This is a genomic window from Streptomyces sp. PCS3-D2 (genome assembly GCF_000612545.2).
Classification (GTDB): domain Bacteria; phylum Actinomycetota; class Actinomycetes; order Streptomycetales; family Streptomycetaceae; genus Streptomyces.
On record NZ_CP097800.1, the window covers coordinates 1,074,442 to 1,095,836 of the forward strand.

Below are 21,395 nucleotides of genomic sequence, written 5' to 3' on the forward strand. Positions count from 1 at the left end.
CGGGCGGCGCCGAACGCGCCCTGGGGCATCGTCCTGCTCGAAGTCCGCTCAGGGTGTGGGGAGTTCGGCGGGACCGGTGGTGAAACCGTCTCGGACTGCGGCTTTGGCGATCTTCCCGGAGGCCGTACGGGGCAGGCTGCCCGTGAGGACGACCGACTTCGGGATCTTGTACTTGGCGAGCCTGCCCAGCAGGTGGCCGAGGAGGTCCTCCTCGCCGACGTCGGCGAGGACGGATTCGGACCTGAGGACGACGACGGCCCGGCCGACCTCGCCCCAGACCGGGTCGGGGACACCGATGACCGCGCATTCGGCGACGGCGGGGTGGTCGAGGAGCGCGGCCTCCACCTCGGCGGGGTAGACGTTCTCCCCTCCGGAGACGAACATGTCCTTGACCCTGTCGACGAGGTAGGCGTGGCCGTCGGCGTCGGTGCGGGCGATGTCGCCGGTGCGCAGCCAGTCGCCGTCGGTGAAGGCTGCCGCGGTGTCCTCGGGCCGGTTCCAGTAACCGGTCATGACGTGGGGGCCCTGGACGAGGATCTCGCCCCGTTCGCCGGGCGCGGTGTCGCTCCCGTCGGGCCTGACGATGCGGGTGTCGGTGAAGAAGTGCGGGACGCCGGCGGAGCCGGCCTTGGCCGCCGTGTGCTCCCGGTCGAGGAAGAGGACGCCGGGGGACGCCTCGGTCATGCCGTAGCCCTGGCTGAAGGCGAGGCCGCGCTCGATGTACGCGGCGATGGTGCGGGCCGGGACCGGTGCACCGCCGCAGTTGAGGGTGCGCAGGCTGGAGAGGTCGGTGTTCGCCCAGCGCGGCCGGGCGGCCATGGCGTCGTACATCGTGGGGACGCCGAACAGGTACGTGACGCGTCGGCGTTCGACGGTGTCGAGGACCAGATCGGCGTCGAAGACCGGAAGCAGCACCACCCGGCCGCCCTTGAGGAGGGTGGGCAGGCAGGTCATGTTGAGGGCTCCGGCGTGGAACAGCGGGGCCACCACCAAGGTCACCTCGTCGGCGGTGAGGTCGGTATCGACGAGGACGTTGACGCTGTTCCAGATGATGTTGCCGTGGGAGAGGACGGCCCCCTTGGGTCGGCCCGTGGTCCCGGAGGTGTACATGATCATGCACGGGTCCTCGGGGCGTACGGCCACGTCCAGGGACTCGTCGGGAGCGCCCGCCGGCAACTCCTCGTACCCGAGGGCGCCGTCGCCGGACTCGTCGGCTCCGTCGAGCGCGATGCGGTGGTGCACCCCCGCCCCGACGGCGGCGGCGCGCGCGGCCGCGGCCTGCTCAGGGGCGTGGACGAGGACGGTGCTGCCCGAGTCGGAGAGGTTGTGGGCGAGCTCCGGGGCGGCCAGGCGGGTGTTGAGGGGGACGAAGACCGCGCCGAGCGTTCCGGCGGCGAACAGCGTCTCCAGGAAGGCCGGATGGTTGGGACCGAGGTAGGCGATCCGGTCGCCGCTGCCGACGCCGAGGGCGCGCAGGCCGTGGGCGAGCCGCAGGACGCGCCGGTGGAGGTCCCGGTAGGTCAGGGTGTGGTCCCCGTGGACGACGGCGGCCCGGTCGGGTGTCTTGCGGGCCCGGCGCGCCGGCCAGGAGCCGATGCCTTGGTTCAGCACGAGCGTTCCCTTCAGTGAGTGGACAGGCCGAGCAGGCGGGCGGCGTTCTCCTTGAGGATCTTCGGGCGGACTTCGGGCTTGATGTCGAGGCCGGCGAAGTCCGCGAGCCACCGGTCGGGGGTGATGACCGGAAAGTCGGAGCCGAAGAGGACCTTGTCCTGCAGCAGGGTGTTGGCGTAGCGCACCAGCTGCGGCGGGAAGTACGTGGGCGACCAGCCGGACAGGTCGATGTAGACGTGCGGCTTGTGGGTGGCGACCGCGAGCGCCTCGTCCTGCCAGGGGAAGGAGGGGTGGGCGAGGACGATCCTCAGCTCGGGAAAGTCGACGGCGACGTCGTCGACGGCCATCGGGTTGGAGTACTTCAGCCGGATGCCGCCACCGCCCGGGACGCCGGCGCCGATCCCGGTCTGGCCGGTGTGGAAGAGGGCCGGTACGCCGAGTTCCTCGATGGCCTCGTACAGCGGGTAGGCGAGGCGGTCGTCCGGGGAGAAGGCCTGGATGCTGGGGTGGAACTTGAAACCGCGCACCCCGTACGCCTCCACCAGGCGTCGGGCCTCACGAACCCCCGCGCGGCCCTTGTGCGGGTCGACGCTGGCGAACGGGATCAGGACGTCGGCATGGGCGGCGCAGCTCTCGGCGATCTCCTCGTTGGAGATCCGCGGGTGGCCGGTGGCGTGCTCGGCGTCGACCGTGAAGACGACGGCTGCCATCCGGCGTTCGCGGTAGTGCGCTGCCATCTCCTCGATGGTGGGCTGCCGGTGGCCGTGGGCCTTGAAGTAGGCCTCGGACGCGCCGAACAGCTCGGGGCTGAGGGCCCCGTGGCCGTCCTTGGAGACCTCCGCGTGGGTGTGCACGTCGATGGCGGTCAGCGCGTCGAGGTCGAGTGCGAGGTCGTGGCTGCGGTCGGCCATCTCACGCCACCGGGGCCTGGGGCGCGGGGATTCCGTAGGTCTCGGGCTCGGCGCCGACTCCGTCCGGCCACGCCGCGGCGATGGCGTCGCCGCTCCAGCCTCCGTCGGCGAGGGCGACCGCCTTCTCCTTCGGATGCGCCCACAGGGCCAGCCGGTCGCCGCCGATGCCGATGGCCTGCCCGGTCACCGCGTCGGAGGCGTCCGAGGCCAGGAAGGTGATCAGGCCTGCGACGTCCTCCACGGTGCCGAGGCCCTCATCCTTGCGCAGCCAGTCGGGCAGGGGCTCGCCGGTGCGCTCGGACTCCTCGATGACGGGGGCGAACGCCGGGATGGTCCGGGTCATCTCGGTGGCGGCGACCGGAACGACGGCGTTGACGGTGACACCGGAGCGTCCCAGTTCCATGGCCCAGGTGCGGGCCATGGCGACGATGCCGGCCTTGGCGGCGGCGTAGTTGGTCTGGCCGAAGTTGCCGCGCTGGCCGGCGGGCGAGGAGATCAGGACGAGTCGGCCGCCGGTGCCCTGCTCGCGCATGCGGACGGCGGCGGCGCGGGCGCAGGTGAACGTGCCGCGCAGGTGGACGCGGACGACGTCGTCGAAGTCCTCGTCGGTCATCTTCCACAGCACGCGGTCGCGCAGGATGCCGGCGTTGGCGACGAGTATGTCCAGGCACCCGAACTCCCCGACCGCCGTGTCCACGAGGCGCTGGGCCGCCTCGCTGTCGCCCACGGCCGCGACGACGCCGGCCGCCCTGCCGCCCCGGGAGGTGATCGAGGCGACGGCGGCGTCCACCGTGCCCCGGTCGATGTCGTTGACGACGACGGCGGCGCCCGCGGTGGCGAGGGCCTGCGCGTACGCCAGCCCGAGGCCGCGTCCGCTGCCGGTGACGACGGCGACCTTGCCCTGAAGATCCATGAGAGGTGCCTCTCGAAAGTGGTGGGATACGACATGCCGAGAGCGCCGACACGAGCCGGGATCGACAGGAATCCTGATGAACGCAGTCTGGGCAATCAGCAGGATTCCTGTCAATGACCTAGGGTGTGGATGCCTAGGGTGCGGATGCGCCGCCGTCGCGGCGACACGGCACCGGCCGCGGCACGAGCGGCCCCGCACGAGCCGCCACGACGGGAGGACGAACGTGAGCACGTCACTGCTCTACTTGGTCAAGAGAACGGAACTGGTGGTAAGGGCCAGGCTGGAGGAGCTGCTCAAGCCCGCCGGGGTCACGGCGCTGCAGTACACCGCCCTGACGGTGCTGGAGCGGCACGACGGAATCTCCGCGGCGCAACTGGCCCGCGACTCCTTCGTCACCGCCCAGTCGATGGCCGACATGGTCCGGGCCCTGGAGAGCCGGGGCCTGATCCGCCGTGAGCCCAATCCGGCCAACCGCCGCGAACGTCTGATCCTGCTCGCCGATCCCGGGCGGCGGCTGCTCGCCGAGTATGCCGAGCCGGCACGCCGCATCGAGGCCCGCATGACCGCCGGCCTGAGCCCCGAGCAGACCGCCGCGTTCCGCGCCGCACTGAACGAGGCCTGGCGGGCCCTGTCCTGACCGGCACACCCAGGGGGCGGGCACGCCTCAGCCCTCGGTCGCCGCCGGACGGAGCGCCTCCATCGCGCTGAGCATCAGCTCCAGGGCGAAGGGATAACCGCTGTCACGCATGTCGGCGGCGAGCAGCGGGAAGGCCGCGGCGATGTGCGGGTGGGTGTCGGCCGACAGCCTCCCGTAGACCGAGTTCCAGACCGCCTCGTCCGCCTCCCGGGCGGCCTTCGGCAGAGCGAGCGCGGCGGCGTCCTGGGCCGCGAACGCCAGGGCCTGGTCGACGAACGCGTGGTAGGCGCGGACGGCGAGGGGATACGGGAAGCCGGCCGAGCGGAGGATGCCGAGGATGCGCTCGACGGCCCGGGTCTCGTGGGGGCGTCCCGTGGTGCGGTACGCCCCGAGGACGGCGGCCTGCGGGTGCGAGAGGTAACAGGCATGGATCCGCAGGCCCATCGAGCGCAGGTCCTCGCGCCAGTCTCCGGTCGCCCGCCAGCCCTCCTGCGCCCTGCCGATGAGTTCGTCCGCGAGGGCGAGGAGGAGGGCGTCGGTGTTGTGGAAGTAGCGGTAGAGCGCGCTCGGGTCGGCGCCGAGCGCGGCGCCCAGCCTGCGCACCGAGAGTGCTTCGGCGCCGTGCTGCGCGACCAGCCTCAGCGCTGTCTCGACGATGAGCTGCTCCGAGAGGACGGCGCCCTGCTTGGTGGGGCGGCGGCGCCGGCGTCCGCCTTCGGGGATGACACGTTCGGACATGGCCGGGACCTTACGACAACACCATTGACGTGTAAACCGCCTTGCCGGTTCCATGGCGCCACCCCGTCGCCTCACGCTCTGGAGCTTTCGAATGGCCAAGGCCGATCTGGTCTTCACCCGCGGCCCCGTCTTCACGGTGGACCCGGCCCGCACCCGGGCCACCTCGCTCGCCGTCACCGGCGACAGGATCACGGCCGTCGGCCACGACGAGGTACGGGAACTCGTGGGCCCCGACACCGAGGTGGTCGACCTGACGGGGAAGCTGCTGCTCCCCGGCTTTCAGGACGCCCACATGCACCCGGCTTTCGCCGGGGTGGAACTGGCCGAGTGCGATCTGACCGGGACCGTCGGCGTGAACGACTACCTGGCTCTGATCCGCGCGTACGCGGACGCGCACCCCGACCGCGAGTGGATCACCGGCGGCGGCTGGTCGATGGAGAGCTTCGAGGGCGGGCTGCCGACCCGGCACCTGCTCGACGCCGTCGTCCCGGACCGCCCGGTCCTGCTGTCCAACCGGGACCACCACGGCGCCTGGGCCAACACCCGGGCACTCGAACTCGCCGGAGTCACGGCATCCACTCCCGATCCCGCCGACGGCCGGATCGAGCGCGAGCCGGACGGCACTCCCAGCGGCATGCTCCAGGAGGGTGCGACCTCGCTGGTGGGCCGGCTGCTGCCGACGAGTACGCCGGCGGAACTCCTCGCCGGGCTGCTCCGGGCCCAGGAACTGCTCCACTCCCTCGGCATCACGGGCTGGCAGGACGCCATGCTCGGTGAGCTCAACGGCCGGCCCGACCCCTCGGACGCGTACATGGCCGCCGCGGGGGACGGCTCGCTCACCGCCCGCGTGACCGGGGCACTGTGGTGGGACCGGGCACGCGGCGCCGAGCAGATTCCCGAACTGGTGGCCCGCCGCGAGAAGCTGAGGGCCGGACGGTTCCGCGCCACCTCGGTGAAGATCATGCAGGACGGCGTCGCGGAGAACTTCACCGCCGCCATGACCTCCCCCTACCTGGACGGCTGCGGCTGCGCGACCGCCAACACCGGTCTGAGTTTCGTCGAGCCCGGAGCGCTGCGCGGATACGTGACGGAGCTGGACGCCCTCGGCTTCCAGGTGCACTTCCACGCCCTCGGCGACCGGGCCGTGCGCGAGGCCCTGGACGCGATCGAGTCTGCGGTGGCGGCCAACGGCCACCGCGGCAACCGCCACCACCTCGCCCATCTCCAGGTCGTCCACCCCGAGGACCTCTCCCGCTTCGCCTCGCTCGGCGCCCTGGCCAACATCCAGCCGCTGTGGGCGGCCCACGAGCCCCAGATGGACGACCTGACCATCCCGTTCCTGGGGCCGGAGCGTGCGGCCTGGCAGTACCCGTTCGGCGACCTGGTGCGCGCGGGCGCGACCCTCGTCGCGGGCAGCGACTGGCCTGTGAGCAGCCCTGATCCGCTGGCGGGTCTTCACGTGGCCGTGAACCGCCGGGACGCCGAGGCCGACCACGACCGGGTCTTCTACCCCGAGCAGCGGCTCGATCTGCCGACCGCTCTGGCCGCCTATACGGCCGGGGCGGCCCATGTGAACGGTCACGACGACGCCGGCAGCCTGCGGGTCGGCAACCTCGCGGACCTGGTCGTCCTGGACCGCGACATCCTCACGGCGCCCGCGCAGGAGATCGCGCAGGCCCGGGTGGAGCGGACCTATGTCGGCGGCCGGCTCGTGTACTCGGGCTGAGCGGACCGTACCGATGACGCCCGGACGTCGAGGCGGGTCGGGACGAGCACCCCCGCCGCCCCTTGGTCTCCGTCTTCCAGGACCGCCACGAGCATGCCGATACCCGCCTCCGCGATCGCCTCGGGCCGCAGGCTCAAAGTGGTCACGGGCGGGTCGGCGTGCTCGGCGGTGACGTCCTCGCTCACGCAGACGAGGAGCAGATCGCCGGGGACCTCGTAGCCGAGGCGGCGGGCCGCGTCCAGGACGAGGGGCGGACTCGCCTCGGCCACGACCAGGAGGGCATCGGGTCGCGCCTGGTCGGCCGCCGGATCGTCTGCCGGATCAGCCGCAAGGGCCCTCTCGACAGCGCGGACGACGGGACCGTTGCCCGACCCGTCGACGCGTACCACCCGTTCCGGCAGGTCTCGGGCGGCGCACCAGGTCCGGTGCGCGGCGTACACCTCGCTGTGGAACCGGGTGGTGCTGTCCGGCACCACCAGGACGGGCCGTCGGGCTCCCTGGTCCCGGAGGTGGTCGAGGGCCCCGCGCACGGCGGCGCCCGCATCCACGTCCACCCAGTACGCCCCGGGCCGTCCCTCGACGGAGCGGTCGCTGAACACGGGGATGCGGGCGGCGAGGAGGTCCTCGACGATCGGGTCGTCGGCGACCGGGTCGGCGACGACCACGGCGTCGAGCGACAGATCGGCCCACTCGCTCTGCAGGGACCCGGCGGGCAGCAGCACCATGGCGTAGCCGCGTCGCAGCGACGTCGCCGCGGTGGCCGCGGTCAGCCGGGCGAGGTACGGCGACTCCGGGAAGGTCCAGGGGGCGTCGGCGAACTCCCCGACCACGTATCCGATCAATCTGGCTCGCCCCGCACGCAGCCGGCGTGCGGTGGCGTTGGGCCGGTAGCCCATCCTGCGCGCGGTTTCGCGGGCTCTCTCCCGGACTTCGGGAGACAGCCTTCCGGTGCCGTTCAGTGCCGCCGAGACGGTCGTCTTGGACAGGCCCGCCTCGCGGGCCACGTCGACGAGGCGGACGCGTGGGAGGGGCGGCGAGGGCTGCCCGCCCTGCGGTGAGGCTTCGGTCATACCACTGATGCTGCCACCCTCGTGACCTTTGCAAAACCGTTCCCGCACAGCCTTGTGCGGGAACGTTCCCGCATCAATACTCGCTCCATCCCACAGCGCCCGTCACTACACCCGTAAAGGGGTGGGTCTGCATGCGCATGCCCCGAACCATGGCGTTTCTCCTCTGCGCCGCCGCCCTCGCGGCCACCACCGGCGCCTGCTCAGGCGCCACCACACCCAGGACCGCCGGCGGCACCGACCACGAGGTCACCCCCCTCTCGCCGCCCGCGCAGGGCCCGCTGGACTCCTTCACCTGGTCCCTGTACGCCGAGCCCTACACGCTCGACTACGCCCTGGCGTACGACTACCCGCCGAACACCGTGCTCGCCAACGTGTGCGAGCAGCTCATGCGGGTCACGCCCGACATGAGGATCGAACCGGGCCTCGCGGTGAGGTACGACCGCCCCGACCCCCTCACGCTGGTCTACACCCTGCGCCCCGGGGTGACGTTCCACGACGGCACGACCATGACGGCCGACGACGTGGTCGCCTCCCTCCAGCGCCAGATGGACCCCCGGACCGGCTCTCCCTGGGCGTCGACGTTCAAGAACGTCGACGCCGTCGAGAAGACCGGACCGCTGGAGGTGACGCTCCGACTCACCAAGCCCGACGTCCTGCTCCACGAGCTGATGGCCGCCTCCCCCGGCACCATCGAGAGCGCCGCGACCCTCGCCAGGGCCGGCAAGGACTACGGAACCCCCGCGGGCAAGGTCAACTGCACCGGGCCGTACGCCCTCGACACCTGGACCCAGGGCGCCGAGATCACCCTGAAGAAGCACGACACCTACTGGGACCCCCGGCTCGCCCCCAGGACCGGCACGGTGAAGTTCACCTTCGTCGAGGACCCGGCGGCCCGCACCAACTCCTTCCTGTCCGGCACCGCCGACGGCGGCTACATGGTGGCCCCCGCGACGATCGGGCAGCTGCGCTCCAGTGGCAGGGGCAGCGTCCTCTTCGGCCCCAACACCGCCGCGGCGAACCTCGCCGTGCTCGACTTCGACGGTCCGCTCGGCGACGTGAAGGTGCGCCAGGCCCTCTCCCTCGCACTCGACCGGAAGAACATCATCAAGGCCGCGACCGGCGGCATCGGCGTCCCCGCCAAGGCCCCCGCCGCGCGCGGCGCGTGGGCGCTGGCCCCGGAGAAGACAACTGCGCTCTACGACACCCTGCCCGAACCCGGTTACGACATCGACGCCGCGAAGAAGCTCGTCCGGGAGTCGGCTGCCACCGACCGCAAGATCACCCTGGTCACCAGCACGCTCGCCCCCGAGATCAGCGTCGTCGCCAACGCCGTACAGGCCGCCGGCCGGGAGATCGGCCTCGACGTCGAACTGAAGTCGGTGCCCCCCGAGGCGTACAGCAGCATCTTCGTCGACCCCGGCGCGCGCGCCGGCCTGGACCTGGTCATCACCAACGGGTACGACAACACCCCGGACCCGCTGGAGTTCTACCAGTACCTGCGCACCGGCGACTTCGGGAACTACGGCAACTGGTCGAACGCCGATTTCGACGCCGCCTTCGACCGGGCCAACGCCGAACCCGACGCGGGCAGGCGCGCGGAGCTGACCGCCGAGCTCCAGAAGATCGCGCTGCGCGAGCTGCCGGTCATCCCCGTCTATGAAGCGCCCTACGTGCTCTTCCTCGGCAAGCGCGTCACCGGCGCCCCGACCGGGATCGCCCAGCTGTACTACCCGTGGGCCGCGACGATCGGGGCCGCGGCGAAATGACGCGCTATCTCGTCGGACGCGTCCTCGGGCTGCTGGCCGTGCTGTTCGTGACCTCCCTCGTGGTCTTCGGCAGCATCCACCTGGCCCCCGGCGACCCGGTGTCCTTCCTGCTCCACGGCCGCCCCGCGACCCCCGAGGCCGTGGCGGCCCTGCGCGCCCAGTACCACCTCGACGACCCGCTCACCGTGCAGTACGCCAGGTGGCTCGGCGGGCTCCTCCAGGGCGACTTCGGCAGCTCCGCCCAGTTCCACCAGGACGTCTCCACCCTCCTGGGATCCAGGCTGCCCGGCACGGCCCTGCTGGTCGGATACGCGGCGCTGCTCGTCACCCTCATCGGCATCGCGGCAGGAGTACTCGCCGCGCTGCGTCCCGGGCCGCTGGACCGCGCGGTGCTCCTCGGCACCGGTCTCGCCACGGCCACCCCGTCCTTCGTGACCGCGATCGCGCTCGTGTCCCTGTTCTCCGTCCGTCTGGGCTGGTTCCCCGGCCCCGGTGGCGCACCCGTCGGATTCTCCGAAAGGCTGTACCACCTGACCCTGCCGGCCATCGCACTGGCGCTGACCTTCGCGGGCCTGCTCGCCCGGGTGACCCGCTCGGCGATGCTGGACGAACTCGGCCGGGAACACGTCGAGGTGGCACGCGCCCGCGGCGTCCCGGAGCGTACCGTGGTCCGTCGGCACGTCCTGCGCAACGCGCTCGGCCCGGTCGTCACCGTCGGTGGCACGATGCTCGCCGGGCTCCTCATCAGCACCTCGATCGTCGAGACCGCCTTCGACGTGCCCGGCCTCGGTTCCCTGCTCGTACAGTCGGTCACCGCGAAGGACTTCGCCGTCGTGCAGGCGATCACCCTCCTCAGCGTGGGCGCCTTCGTCCTCGTCAACCTCGCGGTCGACCTGCTCGCACCCCTGATCGACCCCCGGCTGTCGCTCCACGGGGAAGGCTCCTCATGACCACGACCGCACCTGCGGAACCCGACGTCCTGCGCCGCAGGCCGGGGTTGCGCCCCCTGCGCCGCCTCGCCCAGGGGCCCTTGTTCACCGCTTCGGTCGCGGTGCTCGCCGCTCTCGTGCTGATCGCCGTGCTCGCCCCCGTCCTGGCGCCGTACGACCCCGAGGCCCTCGACCTCTCGGCGAGCCTTGCCGGAACCACCGGCGAACACCTGCTCGGCACCGACCAGTCCGGGCGGGACATCCTGTCGAGGCTGATGCACGGGGCCCTCACCGGGCTGCTCGGCCCGCTGCTCGTCGTCGGGGTCTCCACCCTGGCCGGCACCCTGCTCGGCGTGCTGGCCGCCTGGCGCGGCGGCTGGGTGGACTCGGTCCTGTCCCGCTCGATGGACATGGCCTTCGCGATCCCCGGACTCCTGCTCGCGATCCTGCTCGTCTCCGTCGTCGGCTCGGGGATGACCGCGCCCGTCATCGCGATGGCGGTGGCGTACACCCCGTACGTGGGCCGTTTGGTCCGCGGCATCGCGCGCCAGGAGAAGACCCGCCCCTACATCGAGTGCTACCTGGTGCAGGGCTGGTCCGGCTGGAACGTGTGCCTGCGCCACCTCCTGCCCAACATCGCCCCCACCGTCTTCGCCCAGTCGGCGATGAACTTCGGGTACGCGCTGATGGACCTGGCGGCGCTCTCCTACCTCGGCTTCGGCGTGCAGCCGCCGACCGCCGACTGGGGCGCCATGATCAACGAAGGCCAGTCGGCCGTCCAGCAGGGGGCGATGCTGCCCGCCCTCGCGCCCTCCGCGTGCATCGTGCTCGCCGTGGTGGCGTTCGGCATCGTCGGCGAGGGCCTCGCCGACCGCATCGCGAGGCGGAAGAGGTGAACCGCATGAAGGAACAGCGGAAACGGACGGACGCGACCGCGACCCCGGCCGGCGGGAGGGATCCGGTCCTGGAGATCGACGGTCTCGGGGTCCACCTGACCGACTCCCGCGCCGCGCGGCCGGTCCTGGACGGAGTCGGCCTGCGGGTGCACCCCGGGGAGAGTGTCGGCCTCGTCGGCGAGTCCGGCTCCGGGAAGTCGGTCGCGTGCCGCAGCGTCCTCGGGCTGCTGCCCGCCGGCGCACGGACCGGCGGCGAGGTCCGGGTCGCCGGCCGGGATGTCCTCACCATGAGCCGCGCGGAGCTGACCGGGCTTCGCACCCGACAGGTCGCGATGGTCTTCCAGGACCCGCGCGCCTCCGTGAACCCGCTGCGCCGTGTCGGCGACTTCCTCACCGAAGGGCTGCGCGCGGCCGGGACCCCGGCCGCCACGGCGACCGCGCGGGCCCTAGAACTCCTCGACGCGGTCGGCATCCGTGATCCGCGCGGCGCCCTGCGCCGCCGTCCGCACGAGTTCTCCGGCGGCATGCTCCAGCGGGTGGTCATCGCCGCCGCCCTCGCGGCCGAACCCGCACTGATCGTCGCCGACGAGCCGACGACCGCCCTGGACGTCACGACCCAGGCGGAGATCATCGAACTCCTCACCCGGCTGCGGGCCGAGCGGGGCACGGGCCTGCTCTTCGTCACTCACGACCTCGAACTGGCCGCCACCGTCTGTGACCGGGTCTATGTGATGTACGCGGGCCGGATCGTGGAGACGCGCGGTACCGACGAGTTGTTCGACCGGCCGCGGCACCCGTACACGGCGGGGCTGATTTCCTGCACGCCGAGCATCGAAGCGGGGGTGCCCGCGCCCCGTCCCGTCCCCGGGCGTCCCGTCTCCCTGGCCGAAGCGCCGCCGGGCTGCGCCTTCGCCGCGCGCTGCGCCCACGCCGTGGCGCGCTGCTCACAGGAGAAGCCCGAACTCACCCGGCACGGCGACGGACTCGCCGCCTGCCACCGCGCCGACGAAGGGATCGCGCTGTGACCGCCTCGGGGAAGAGGGGACCGGAAGCCGAAGGACCGGTCGCCGAGGGCCTGGCCGTCGAGGGACTACGCAAGCGATACGGCGACCACACGGCCGTCGACGGCGTGTCGTTCTCCCTGGCGCCCGGGGCCTCCCTCGCGATCGTCGGTGAGTCGGGCAGCGGCAAGACCACCACGGCGCGGATGCTCGTCGGACTGGAGCGCCCGGACGGCGGGACCGTCCGCCTGGACGGCCGGGACCGCTCCACCCGGCCCCGTCGCCGGGCGGAACGGCTGGCCAGGGCCCGGGAGATCCAGATGGTCTTCCAGGATCCGTACCTCTCCCTCGATCCGCGGGTGACCGTCTCCGGCTGCCTGGACGAGGTGCTGCGCCTCCACACGGATCTCGACGCGCCGGGCCGCGGCGGCCGGGTCGCCCAACTCCTGGACCAGGTCGGTCTCGGCACGCGCGAGGCAGCCGCCCTCCCCCGTGACCTCTCGGGCGGCCAGCGCCAGCGCGTGGCGATCGCCCGTGCCCTTGCGGTGGAGCCCCGGATCCTCGTCCTCGACGAGGCCGTCGCCGCGCTCGACGTGTCGATCCAGGCGCAGATCCTCGAACTCCTCGGGCGGATCCGCAGCGCGTCGGGGATCGGCTACCTGTTCGTCACACACGATCTGGCGGTGGTCCGACACATCGCCGACGAGATCCTCGTGCTCAAGTCCGGTCAGGTCGTGGAGACGGGTCCGGCCCCACAGGTCCTGGAAGCTCCCCAACACCCTTACACCCGACTCCTCCTGGACTCGGTGCCCCGGCGCGGGCGGTGCCCCGCAGGCCGGTGACCGCCGGCCGCTCGACCCAGCGGCCGGCACCGCGCTGTCCGCGCACCCCACGGTGCTCCGTGCACCTCGTTCACTGCCGCTCACGGCCATGACCGCCGCCTGACCCGCTCGGGCCGGCGTGGCCCCCAACTGGCGCCCGAAAACGACATTGAGGCTGTATCGGAAAATTCCGATACAGCCTCCGACCTGCGATTCCGCATGGTCGGGACGACAGGATTTGAACCTGCGACCCCTTGACCCCCAGATGTACAGGTGACCCGGATTATCCGGACATACCACACTTATCTGGGGCGCAGACCGTGTACAGAGCGGTGCTTCGTGCACCACCGCTTCCATCGTATGGTCCCCAACTGGTCCCCAAGGCCATCGAGCTGACGTCGAGGTACGCGAGCTGTTCGTGGTCACTGCCAGTCGGGCGGGCGCATACCCATAGGACGCAGTTCTAGGGAGTGCCGTGCTTTGTCAAATCCCGCCGGTGTCAGGGGAGGCGTCGTCTAGCGTCTGGCCTGTCGCAAACGGATGGAGGCAGTGCTGATGAGCGGGAGCGGCGGGAAACGGAGTCGTCTTTCATCCAAGACGGTTCTCGCCGTGTGGGTGCGCAGTGGAGGCAGGTGCATGCTGTGCAACGCGTACCTACTGGAGGGGGCGATGTCGGGACGGACGCTTCCTTTGGGGGAGGTTGCGCACATCGTCGGGCAGAGCACTGATCCGCGCTCGCCACGCGGCGGGGATCTGCTGGAGGGGGCGTTGCGGGATGAGGCGGACAATCTGATGCTGCTGTGTGCCCAGCAGCATATGGAGATCGATGCGAAGGCCGCGCTGGACGTCTTCACCGTCGAGTGGCTGCGCCGTGTGAAGCAGGAACATGAGGACCGTGTCAGGCACCTGACCGCGCTGGGGCCGGAGAGGGCCACCACGGTGGTGCGGATGGTGGGGTCAGTGCACGGAAATGCGGTCGAGCTGTCGCGGGAGACCGCTGCGGACGCTGTGACGGCAGGCCGCCGCTTTCCTTTGTACCTGGAGTCCTACACCCGGCACGGTGTGGAGATAGACCTGCGGCACACTCCCGGCGAGCAGGCAGCCGCGGCCTGGGACGCGGAATCAGCCGCCGAGGCCAGCCGTCACTACTACCGGCACGCGACCAAGGTCATCGATGACGTGGTCCGCAACCGGCTGCGGCCAGGGATAGAGCGGGAATCCGTGCAGCACGTGAGCGTGTTCGGATTCGCGCGTCTGCCATTGCTGGTCTATCTCGGGTCGCTTTTGGACGACACCGTGCCGACAGACATCTACCAACGTCACCGGCACGAGCAGTCATGGGTGTGGCCGGCCGAGAGCGGCCCGCTCACCAAGTTCGCCGCGCATCCCGTTCAGGCCGGTTCGGGCCGGGACGAGGCTGTCGTCGTGGTGAACGTCTCCGGGATCATCGCCCCTTATGAGGTTCCGCGGGAGCTGTCGGCGCTGCGCCGCTACGAGGTCCGCCCGGTGGGCGCGCAGGCCGGTCCGGACATACTGCGCTGCCGGGCGTCACTGCAGCAGCTTGAGGAAACGCTGCGGATGCTTCTCGCGCGGCTGGAACGGGAGGCGAAGTCGCTGCGCCGCCTACATGTCCTGCCTGCCGTTCCCCTCGCCGCGGCTGTCGCCCTGGGCCGTACCCACCATCCGCAGGTGCACCCGCAGCTCGTGATCTACGAGCGCCTGGCGGGCAGCTACGTGCCCACCTTAGAGGTGGGGCAGGTCCCCGGCTGACCCGCGCACGGCGGCGGCCCGCCGTGTGGCGCCGTGGAGCGCCTTCTCATCCTGGCTTGGAGGTGTGGAGCTGCGGCAGGGTGTGCGGAGTTCTGCCGGAGCGACTGGGGGTGCGGCCTGTTACCGACGCCCGGCAACCTCAGGGGCTCACGGCCTTGCCGGGCATGCAGGGCCGCCGGTCCAGCAACGCAGGAAGGCTCCCTACGTGGTGTGGGGGACGAAGCAGTACGCCGGGGCTGTCCCGGTGTGGGGCTGAGCACACAGGTGGGTCCCGGATACGGGGTGGCGTATCTGGGTGCCCAGCAGCGTGACCAGGGTGGCGGTGGTTGCCATCAGGTCGGCGGCCGAGCCGTGGAATGTGGGAGTGGAGCAGCCTCTTGTGGGACGCAGTTCGTCGTCCGGGGCGGGTTCAGCCCACAGTACGTGGTACGCCTCGAGGTTCGGGTCGTTAAGGACGTGGCCGCCGGCGGTGTGATCGATGGTGGAGAGTGGGGCGTGGGTGCCGGGGGCGGCGATGGTGAGGATTCCCAGGCTGGCGGTCAGGCTGTCTGTGGCGAGTTGGGCCAGGACGGCTCTGCGATGGGGTTGCTGGGCGAGGAGGTCGAGGAAGCGTCCGACGGTGATGCTGACGGTGGCGTCGATGATGAGGTCGGCTTTGTCCGCTGCGGTCAGGAGGGCAGGGTCGGGGGGCGGGGTGGCGATGTCGACGCGGATGTCGTCGCGGATGGTGCGCAGGTGTGAGGCCAGGGCTGTCGCCTTGCTCATGCCGATGTGGTGTTCGGTGTAGTTCTGCCGCACCAGCAGGCCGCCGGTGACACGGCCGGGGTCGCTGAGGGTGAGATGTGAGGCGCCAGCCCGGACCACCATCTCGGCGGCCCAGGAGCCGATGCCGCCGCAGCCCCAGATGTGGATGTGACGGTCCTGGAAGGCGCGGACGGGGCGGAGGGTGTCACGGCGGGTGGTGACTTCGGAGCGTTCGTCGGAGAGGTAGCACCATGCGATGGGGGCATGGGCCAGGTCCTCAGGCAGGCTGCCCAGGCGGCTGGGGGTCGCGCGGCGTGCGAGGCGGCGCAGCGTGTCGCCTGCCTGGGGCGGCAGCCGGCCGGCGAGGAGGAAGGGGGGCGCTGCGGGTGTGGTGGGGTGCCGGACGGCCAGGAGGAAGTGCTGGGCGGTGCCTTCGGGGTTACGCAGGGCGCTGGCAGCAAGTGCGGTCAACAGCGCCGAGGATGCATCGGCCGGTGGCGGGTCGTGGGCAGTGCTGGAATGGGTGAGGGTAAGAAGTTCGGCCAGGGTATTGCCCGCCCCCAGGGGCAGCGTGGCCACGGGCAGGATCGGGGTGCGGTGGCTGGTGGAGGATGTGGCGGCGCTGGTCAGGTCGAGCCGATCGGTGGTGCGCTGGGTGAGCCAGGCTGTGGCCGGCCCGTGGAAGACGGATTCTCGTACAACGACGGTGGGGGTGCCTGGGGTGTGATGCAGGACACCGCCGACGGGGTGGTAGAGCGCGGTGGCGGGGTCGAACCTGCTGGCTGCGGCGTCGGTGAGCCACTGCCACAGCCGGTTGATGACGGAGGCGATTCCGGCGGCGGGGTCCCATTCGCGGGCTGGGTCGAGGTAGAGGCACAGCCGGTTGCCTTGCAGGACGTGGGGGGTGCCGGCGAATCGGATGTGGGTGGTGCGCACCGAGGGTGGGATCACCGGGGTGGCGGGCAGAGTGAGGAGGAAGTCCTCATTTTCCTTGAGCTGCAGTCCTCCTGGAGCATGCAGCATGCCACTGGTGCGGACACTAATGGGGACGGTGACCAGCCCATCAGTGTCGGTTTGCGGGCGGCCGGTGATGCGCAGGTCCGGCTCGTGCGCGGCTGCCAGCGCGGTGAGCTCCTCCAGGAGGCGGCGCTGGGAGGGGTTGGGGCGGGCCGCGGGCGGCTTGCGCTTGGTCATCCGGCACGTCCGGTGCGGGAGGTCGTGGTGATGAGCAGTGGGGTAGCGAACTTGGCCGCCGTGGGGGTGAGGGAAGCGGTGGCACGCGGCTGGTCGGGGAAGGCGTCGCCGAACAACTTGCGCCACAGCCGCACGCTCCGGTCGTAGTCCGGCTCGTCGTAGGCCTCACGGATCTCGCGGGCGTGGGTGTGGATGCGGGCCCGGAAGTAGCTGTAGGTCACCTGATCCCAGCGGTGGTCGAAGGTGACACCCGACCCGGAGGGGTCGGCGATGGAGGGCTTGTAGGGACGCGCCTGCAGCCAGCGGTCGAGGTCCTCGACGATGGTGAGCAGGGTGGTGGGCACGTCGCTGTAGCAGCCGGGGTCCGTGAGCGGCTTGATCTCCTCGACGCGCTCGCCGAGCAGAGTGGTGAGGATGATGGAGCGGGTACCGGTGAAGGAGCCACGGTGGTTGCGCAGGTACTTCATCAGGCGGATGACCTTGCGCAGGTTGTTGTTGGCGATGCCGTCCTTCTTCTGCATCCAGGCGGTGAACCCGGCCGGGTTGGTCTGCTCCCACGTGTTGGCGTCACGGTTGACGATCACCTCGCGGCCGTCGGCCAGCTGAAGGTAGGGGACGATGTCGACGTGCATGGAGTTGGCGTAACTCAACTGCATGCAGCGGCACTTGCGAGTGTGAGGCATGGCGCCGTAGATGCTGTGGCGGTGGAGTGCGGCGTAGACCTTGTCGATGTAGGTCTTGGGGCTGTCGGCCCAGTCGGTGTTCTCGGTGAGGTGGAGCATGAAGTCGGCGTCGAACTCGCTGTCGCCGACCGGGTTGATGATGGTGCGCTGCGCCCAGGACCCCTGGGGCTTCTTGCCGCGGATGAGCGGGCCGAGTTCGGGGTCGGCCTTGAGGGCCTGATAGATGGCCTCGACGCGTACGTCGAGGAGGGTGAGCTTGGCCTGGCTGAGATTCACGGTGTTCTTGAGGAAGGTGTCGAAGTTCTTGCGGCACTCCATGGCGGGGGTTCCTTTCTGCGGCGAGCCGGCTGAGGGCTCGGGGTGACGAAATGGGTTTGGGGCATGCCGACGGGAGACGTGACGGCACAGGGCATGAAGGGATCGGGAAGGTCCGGGAGCTTGCCCATGAGGGGGCGCACGACTGCGGACATGGGTGTGCTTGCGCGAGGGGCCTGGTGTGGGCTCGCGGAGAAGGCCGACCATGGCACTGGGCAGAGGGTCGGCCGATGCGCGGCATCAGCGGATGGCCTTGGGTGACGGCTGGCCATCGAGTGGAACCGGTGCGGTCCGGTCGACGATGCCGACCATCACGGCCAGGCACGCGTGCGCGGTATCGCCCAGAGGGTGGTCTGGCCCGTCAGCCTCACGCCGAGCAGCGACCACCCGTTACACACAGAGACCGTCACTCTCTGCGGTAACCAGTGCACCACATACAGCGACACTCACGCAAGGCATTTTTCGAAGGTCAGTCTGGCTGACATCTCTTCAGCGTGGATTAGACAGCGGCTGGTTCGACTCCCCCGTCTTTAGCCATCCGAGGCGGGAGAGGGAAAGGCAGGACTTCCCAGCAGACGTGGCAGGCCGGCACCGGGAACGCACAACGGGTGGCAGGAGGTCGAGCCGGCGGCCTGGCCGGGTGGCTTCAGTGAGCGGGGCCGGAGACGATACCGAGGTTCATCAGGCGGTAGGTCATGGCCATCTCGCTCATCTGGAAACGCTTGGCCAAGACCCGCACGAGATCGTCCGTCGTGCGGAAACTGATGTGCTGTGCCGCCCGGCGGACCATGTCCTCCGGGGCCAGCAGTGCCGCAGCGAATCGGTTGGCGTCGATCTCCTCGCGGTCCGTGGCCATGCTCGAGACCGCGTTGCGGTAGTTCACGCGCGCGTCGGTGTCCAGAATCAGCAGGCGTCCTTCGTGCAGGCGCAGGTGCCCCAATTCGTGCGCCACCGTGAAGCGTCGCCGTTCGAAGGAATGCGCCTGGTTGACCCCGATGACACAGGCTCCGTCTTTGCGCAGGAGCATGCCGGAGACATCGTCGTCCATGTGCTGCGGGACGACCAGGACGCCGAGGTGTTCGGCCAGAGCGAAGGGGTCCACCGGTGGGGCGTCGATCCGGAATTCTCGCAGCAGCCCGCGGGCCGCCAGGTCAGCCTTCGCCACCGGCGCTCCTCCTCTTCGAGGCCTGCGCCCACACCGCGGCGACATCGGCGGCATGACGCGCGGCGAGTCCGGACGCTTCGTCCAGGTGGAGCGAGGGAAGCAGGTCGGCAGGATCCGCGTTGACCGCTGCGGCGATCAGGGCAAGCCGGTAAAGAGGCGGGGACTGGGTTCCGGACTCGATGTTCGTGATCGAACCACGCGTCAGCCCCGCCTGACGCCCTACGTACTCCTGCGTCACCCCGGCGCGCATCCGCGCCTCACGGATCAACCGGGCAACGGTCTCGTTGAACTCCCGCTCGTCCACATATCCCCCAAGCGCTGCCAGTCTCACTGACAACCTAGTTCCCCGCCCTGCGCACGACCAGCCCTGGACGGTGACACGCTGACCGAACCGGCCCGCTTCACCTGCTCGCCGAAGGGCAAGGTGTGCCTGGGCATGGCAGGATGCCGCCACTCGACAGAAGGCACACAGTGCCTGGGGTGACGGGAGCACTCTCGATCGCCGACCGGGGCAGGGAGACAGCCATGCGGTGCGCCCATGTACTTCTATCCCGCCGGGTGGCCCTGCGGCGTCCACCTACCGTAGCCAAGAGGGCAAGCCCCACCCTTGGAAAGCCCCCGTTCCCCATCACTCCCACACCTTCCCCATCCCTGCCGCCTTGGCCAGCGCGCACCAAGATCTGGAACCTCCCGGACGAGACCACGCCATGAAGCCGCGCACTGGCCGTCGTCTTACCAGGTCAGCATGGGCACCCCAGCTGTACCGCCAGCAGACGAAGAATCTACTGAGCGTCTGCGGGTCCCTTGGCGCCCCGACAAGGGAAACCCGCTGGTCACACGCCTCCGGCAGGTGTCGTGGTCGCTTGTGGTCGCACGCTGGAAGCATCCACTCCCGCTCTCGCCTCCCGGAGGCGATCCCCATGCGTACCAGCGCCGGCCGCGGCCGGATCTACCGCCGCTGCGGCTGCAGAGACCCCCAGCACCACCAGCTCGGCACCCACTGCCCCCACCTGACCACCGACAGCCAGCACGGCACCTGGAACTTCGCCGTCGACGTCCCCACCCCCGACCACCACCGCACCACCATCCGCCGCGGCGGATTCCGGAGCCAGGACGCCGCCGAGCAGGCCCTGGGCCGGTTCCTCGAGGGCGAGGCAGGCGGATACAACGCCGACCCCAGCCAGACCGTCGCCGCCTACCTTCACTCCTGGCTGGAGGCCAAGGCCCTGGTGCTGAAGCCGATCACGATGGCCCGCTACCGCGACTACGTCCGCAACGACCTCGTCCCGGCCTTCGGCAGTCTCAAGCTCGACCAGCTCGCGCACCGGCACATCTCCGCCTTCGTCACCTGCCAGCTCGCTGCCGGACGCGGCAGAACCACCCTCTACCGCTGCCTGGCCACCCTCTCCAGCGCCCTCGGCGACGCCGTCCGCCAACACCGCCTCCCCCACAACCCCGCATCTCCCCCAGCCCTGCGTCGCCCACCGGCACCAGAGCGGAAGATCTGGACAGCCGAAAAAGCGGCGCGGTTCCTGGCCTACTGCCACCAGGCCGACCCGGAGATAGCCGACCTGTTCGAGTTCCTGATCGGGACCGGCATGCGCAAGGGCGAAGCCCTCGGACTGCACTGGGACGACGTCCTCCTGGGCGAGGGCGTCCTCTACGTGCGCTGCACTCTCTCCGCCATCGACAACAACCGTCTCGTCATCACCACGCCGAAGACCCGGTCGAGCCGCGGCTGGATCGCCATCTCACCGCGCGTCGCCACCGCCCTGCGGCACCACGCGCGATCAACGCCGCCTACGAGGGGCGATCCTGACGATCCGTTCGCAGGGCTCGTGTTCTGCCGACCCGATGGGCGTCCGCTCGGACCGCACCAGGTACTCGACCGGCTCCACCAGCTGTCCGAAGAGGCCGGCGTCCCGCGGATCACGGTCCACGACCTGCGTCACCTGGCGGCCACGATCACGATCTCCGCCGGTGTGCCGCTGACAGTGGTGTCCAAGACGCTGCGGCACTCCACCCTGTCGACGACCGCGAACATCTACAGCCACCTCACCCGGCAGGCAGCCCGCGAAGCCGTCGACACCATCGACCGCACCCTCACCGGAGCCCAGAACACCGGCCGCGAAACGAGCCGCCCGGCGTGGCTGCGACCACCACGCGACCACCTGCAGCAGATCCGCGAAACCTTCCGCAGGCTCCGATCCCCCGCACCGCTGGCCTTCAGTGCGACGGCCGACCGGCCAAAGGCTGGACGTGCGACCACATTGCGACCACCATGGCCCCGGACGCACGAAAGGCCGCCCTCTCATGGTTGAGAGAACGGCCTCCGACCTGCGTAAACGCTGGTCGGGACGACAGGATTTGAACCTGCGACCCCTTGACCCCCAGTCAAGTGCGCTACCAAGCTGCGCCACGTCCCGATGTACCTTCGACCTGCGGGTTTCCCCGTGCTCGGCGGCACATGCAGAACATTACCCCACGGCGAGGGGTGTGCATGCA

The 21,395-nt window shown here is 70.5% G+C and carries 18 protein-coding genes and 1 tRNA gene; 9 read left to right on the forward strand and 10 right to left on the reverse strand.

Going from position 1 to position 21,395, the window contains the following annotated elements; all coding sequences use genetic code 11:
* Window positions 1-48: 48 nt before the first annotated feature.
* The 3 genes from AW27_RS04440 to AW27_RS04450 are packed head-to-tail and all read right to left on the reverse strand — an operon-like array spanning window position 49 to window position 3,435.
* Window positions 49-1,611 carry an acyl-CoA synthetase gene (locus AW27_RS04440; protein ID WP_037916207.1) on the reverse strand — a complete coding sequence of 521 codons (1,563 nt, stop codon included), beginning with the start codon at window positions 1,609-1,611 and terminating at the stop codon, window positions 49-51.
* 11 nt (window positions 1,612-1,622) lie between these two features.
* Window positions 1,623-2,522 (reverse strand): amidohydrolase family protein, encoded by a 900-nt coding sequence (locus AW27_RS04445; RefSeq protein ID WP_037916206.1) that lies wholly within the window; start codon window positions 2,520-2,522, stop codon window positions 1,623-1,625.
* Between the two features lies 1 nt (window position 2,523).
* Window positions 2,524-3,435, reverse strand: a complete 912-nt coding sequence (locus AW27_RS04450; RefSeq protein ID WP_037916205.1) for an SDR family oxidoreductase — start codon at window positions 3,433-3,435, stop codon at window positions 2,524-2,526.
* Between the two features lie 223 nt (window positions 3,436-3,658).
* On the opposite strand from AW27_RS04450, the gene AW27_RS04455 reads away from it, so the two are divergent.
* Window positions 3,659-4,072, forward strand: a complete 414-nt coding sequence (locus tag AW27_RS04455) for a MarR family winged helix-turn-helix transcriptional regulator (protein ID WP_037916200.1) — start codon at window positions 3,659-3,661, stop codon at window positions 4,070-4,072.
* Between the two features lie 27 nt (window positions 4,073-4,099).
* On the opposite strand, the gene AW27_RS04460 is transcribed toward AW27_RS04455, so the two are convergent.
* Window positions 4,100-4,810, reverse strand: a complete 711-nt coding sequence (locus AW27_RS04460; protein ID WP_037916197.1) for a TetR/AcrR family transcriptional regulator — start codon at window positions 4,808-4,810, stop codon at window positions 4,100-4,102.
* A 91-nt stretch (window positions 4,811-4,901) separates the two neighbouring features.
* Here AW27_RS04460 and AW27_RS04465 point away from each other — a divergent pair, with 91 nt between their 5' ends.
* Window positions 4,902-6,536, forward strand: a complete 1,635-nt coding sequence (locus tag AW27_RS04465) for an amidohydrolase (protein ID WP_037916194.1) — start codon at window positions 4,902-4,904, stop codon at window positions 6,534-6,536.
* Here the strand turns inward: AW27_RS04465 and AW27_RS04470 are convergent.
* Window positions 6,503-7,606, reverse strand: coding sequence for a LacI family DNA-binding transcriptional regulator (locus tag AW27_RS04470; protein ID WP_037916192.1), 1,104 nt, complete (start codon window positions 7,604-7,606; stop codon window positions 6,503-6,505). The genes AW27_RS04465 and AW27_RS04470 overlap by 34 nt on opposite strands.
* A gap of 131 nt (window positions 7,607-7,737) precedes the next feature.
* On the opposite strand from AW27_RS04470, the gene AW27_RS04475 reads away from it, so the two are divergent.
* The 6 genes from AW27_RS04475 (at window position 7,738) to AW27_RS04500 (ending at window position 14,789) form a co-directional block, all read left to right on the forward strand.
* Window positions 7,738-9,372: an ABC transporter substrate-binding protein gene (locus AW27_RS04475; protein WP_037916189.1), complete on the forward strand. Its 1,635-nt coding sequence runs from the start codon at window positions 7,738-7,740 to the stop codon at window positions 9,370-9,372.
* Window positions 9,369-10,322: an ABC transporter permease gene (locus tag AW27_RS04480; RefSeq protein ID WP_037918009.1), complete on the forward strand. Its 954-nt coding sequence runs from the start codon at window positions 9,369-9,371 to the stop codon at window positions 10,320-10,322. The genes AW27_RS04475 and AW27_RS04480 overlap by 4 nt, the downstream gene beginning before the upstream one ends.
* A complete protein-coding gene (locus tag AW27_RS04485) occupies window positions 10,319-11,197 on the forward strand; it encodes an ABC transporter permease (RefSeq protein WP_037916186.1) in 879 nt (292 codons plus the stop codon). The genes AW27_RS04480 and AW27_RS04485 overlap by 4 nt, the downstream gene beginning before the upstream one ends.
* A 5-nt stretch (window positions 11,198-11,202) precedes the next feature.
* Window positions 11,203-12,222: an ABC transporter ATP-binding protein gene (locus AW27_RS04490; RefSeq protein ID WP_052030209.1), complete on the forward strand. Its 1,020-nt coding sequence runs from the start codon at window positions 11,203-11,205 to the stop codon at window positions 12,220-12,222.
* Window positions 12,219-13,040: an ABC transporter ATP-binding protein gene (locus tag AW27_RS04495; RefSeq protein ID WP_236647454.1), complete on the forward strand. Its 822-nt coding sequence runs from the start codon at window positions 12,219-12,221 to the stop codon at window positions 13,038-13,040. Before AW27_RS04490 ends, AW27_RS04495 begins: the two co-directional genes overlap by 4 nt.
* Window positions 13,041-13,655: 615 nt before the next feature.
* Complete coding sequence (locus AW27_RS04500; RefSeq protein ID WP_236647453.1) at window positions 13,656-14,789, forward strand: SAVED domain-containing protein; 1,134 nt, start codon at window positions 13,656-13,658, stop codon at window positions 14,787-14,789.
* Window positions 14,790-14,990: 201 nt separating this feature from the next.
* Here the strand turns inward: AW27_RS04500 and AW27_RS04505 are convergent, their stop codons facing one another.
* From AW27_RS04505 to AW27_RS04520, 4 genes are all read right to left on the reverse strand, one after another.
* Window positions 14,991-16,727, reverse strand: coding sequence for a ThiF family adenylyltransferase (locus AW27_RS04505; RefSeq protein WP_037916184.1), 1,737 nt, complete (start codon window positions 16,725-16,727; stop codon window positions 14,991-14,993).
* Window positions 16,724-17,728, reverse strand: a complete 1,005-nt coding sequence (locus AW27_RS04510) for an SMODS domain-containing nucleotidyltransferase (RefSeq protein ID WP_037916181.1) — start codon at window positions 17,726-17,728, stop codon at window positions 16,724-16,726. Before AW27_RS04510 ends, AW27_RS04505 begins: the two co-directional genes overlap by 4 nt.
* A 643-nt stretch (window positions 17,729-18,371) precedes the next feature.
* Window positions 18,372-18,890 carry an ImmA/IrrE family metallo-endopeptidase gene (locus tag AW27_RS04515; RefSeq protein WP_037916179.1) on the reverse strand — a complete coding sequence of 173 codons (519 nt, stop codon included), beginning with the start codon at window positions 18,888-18,890 and terminating at the stop codon, window positions 18,372-18,374.
* Complete coding sequence (locus AW27_RS04520) at window positions 18,877-19,194, reverse strand: helix-turn-helix domain-containing protein (RefSeq protein ID WP_037916176.1); 318 nt, start codon at window positions 19,192-19,194, stop codon at window positions 18,877-18,879. The genes AW27_RS04515 and AW27_RS04520 overlap by 14 nt, the downstream gene beginning before the upstream one ends.
* 616 nt (window positions 19,195-19,810) lie before the next feature.
* On the opposite strand from AW27_RS04520, the gene AW27_RS04525 reads away from it, so the two are divergent.
* On the forward strand, window positions 19,811-21,211 hold the full coding sequence (locus tag AW27_RS04525) for a tyrosine-type recombinase/integrase (RefSeq protein WP_236647452.1): 1,401 nt from the start codon (window positions 19,811-19,813) through the stop codon (window positions 21,209-21,211).
* A gap of 28 nt (window positions 21,212-21,239) precedes the next feature.
* On the opposite strand, the gene AW27_RS04530 is transcribed toward AW27_RS04525, so the two are convergent.
* Window positions 21,240-21,316 (reverse strand) — tRNA-Pro (locus AW27_RS04530).
* Between the last annotated feature and the right edge of the window lie 79 nt (window positions 21,317-21,395).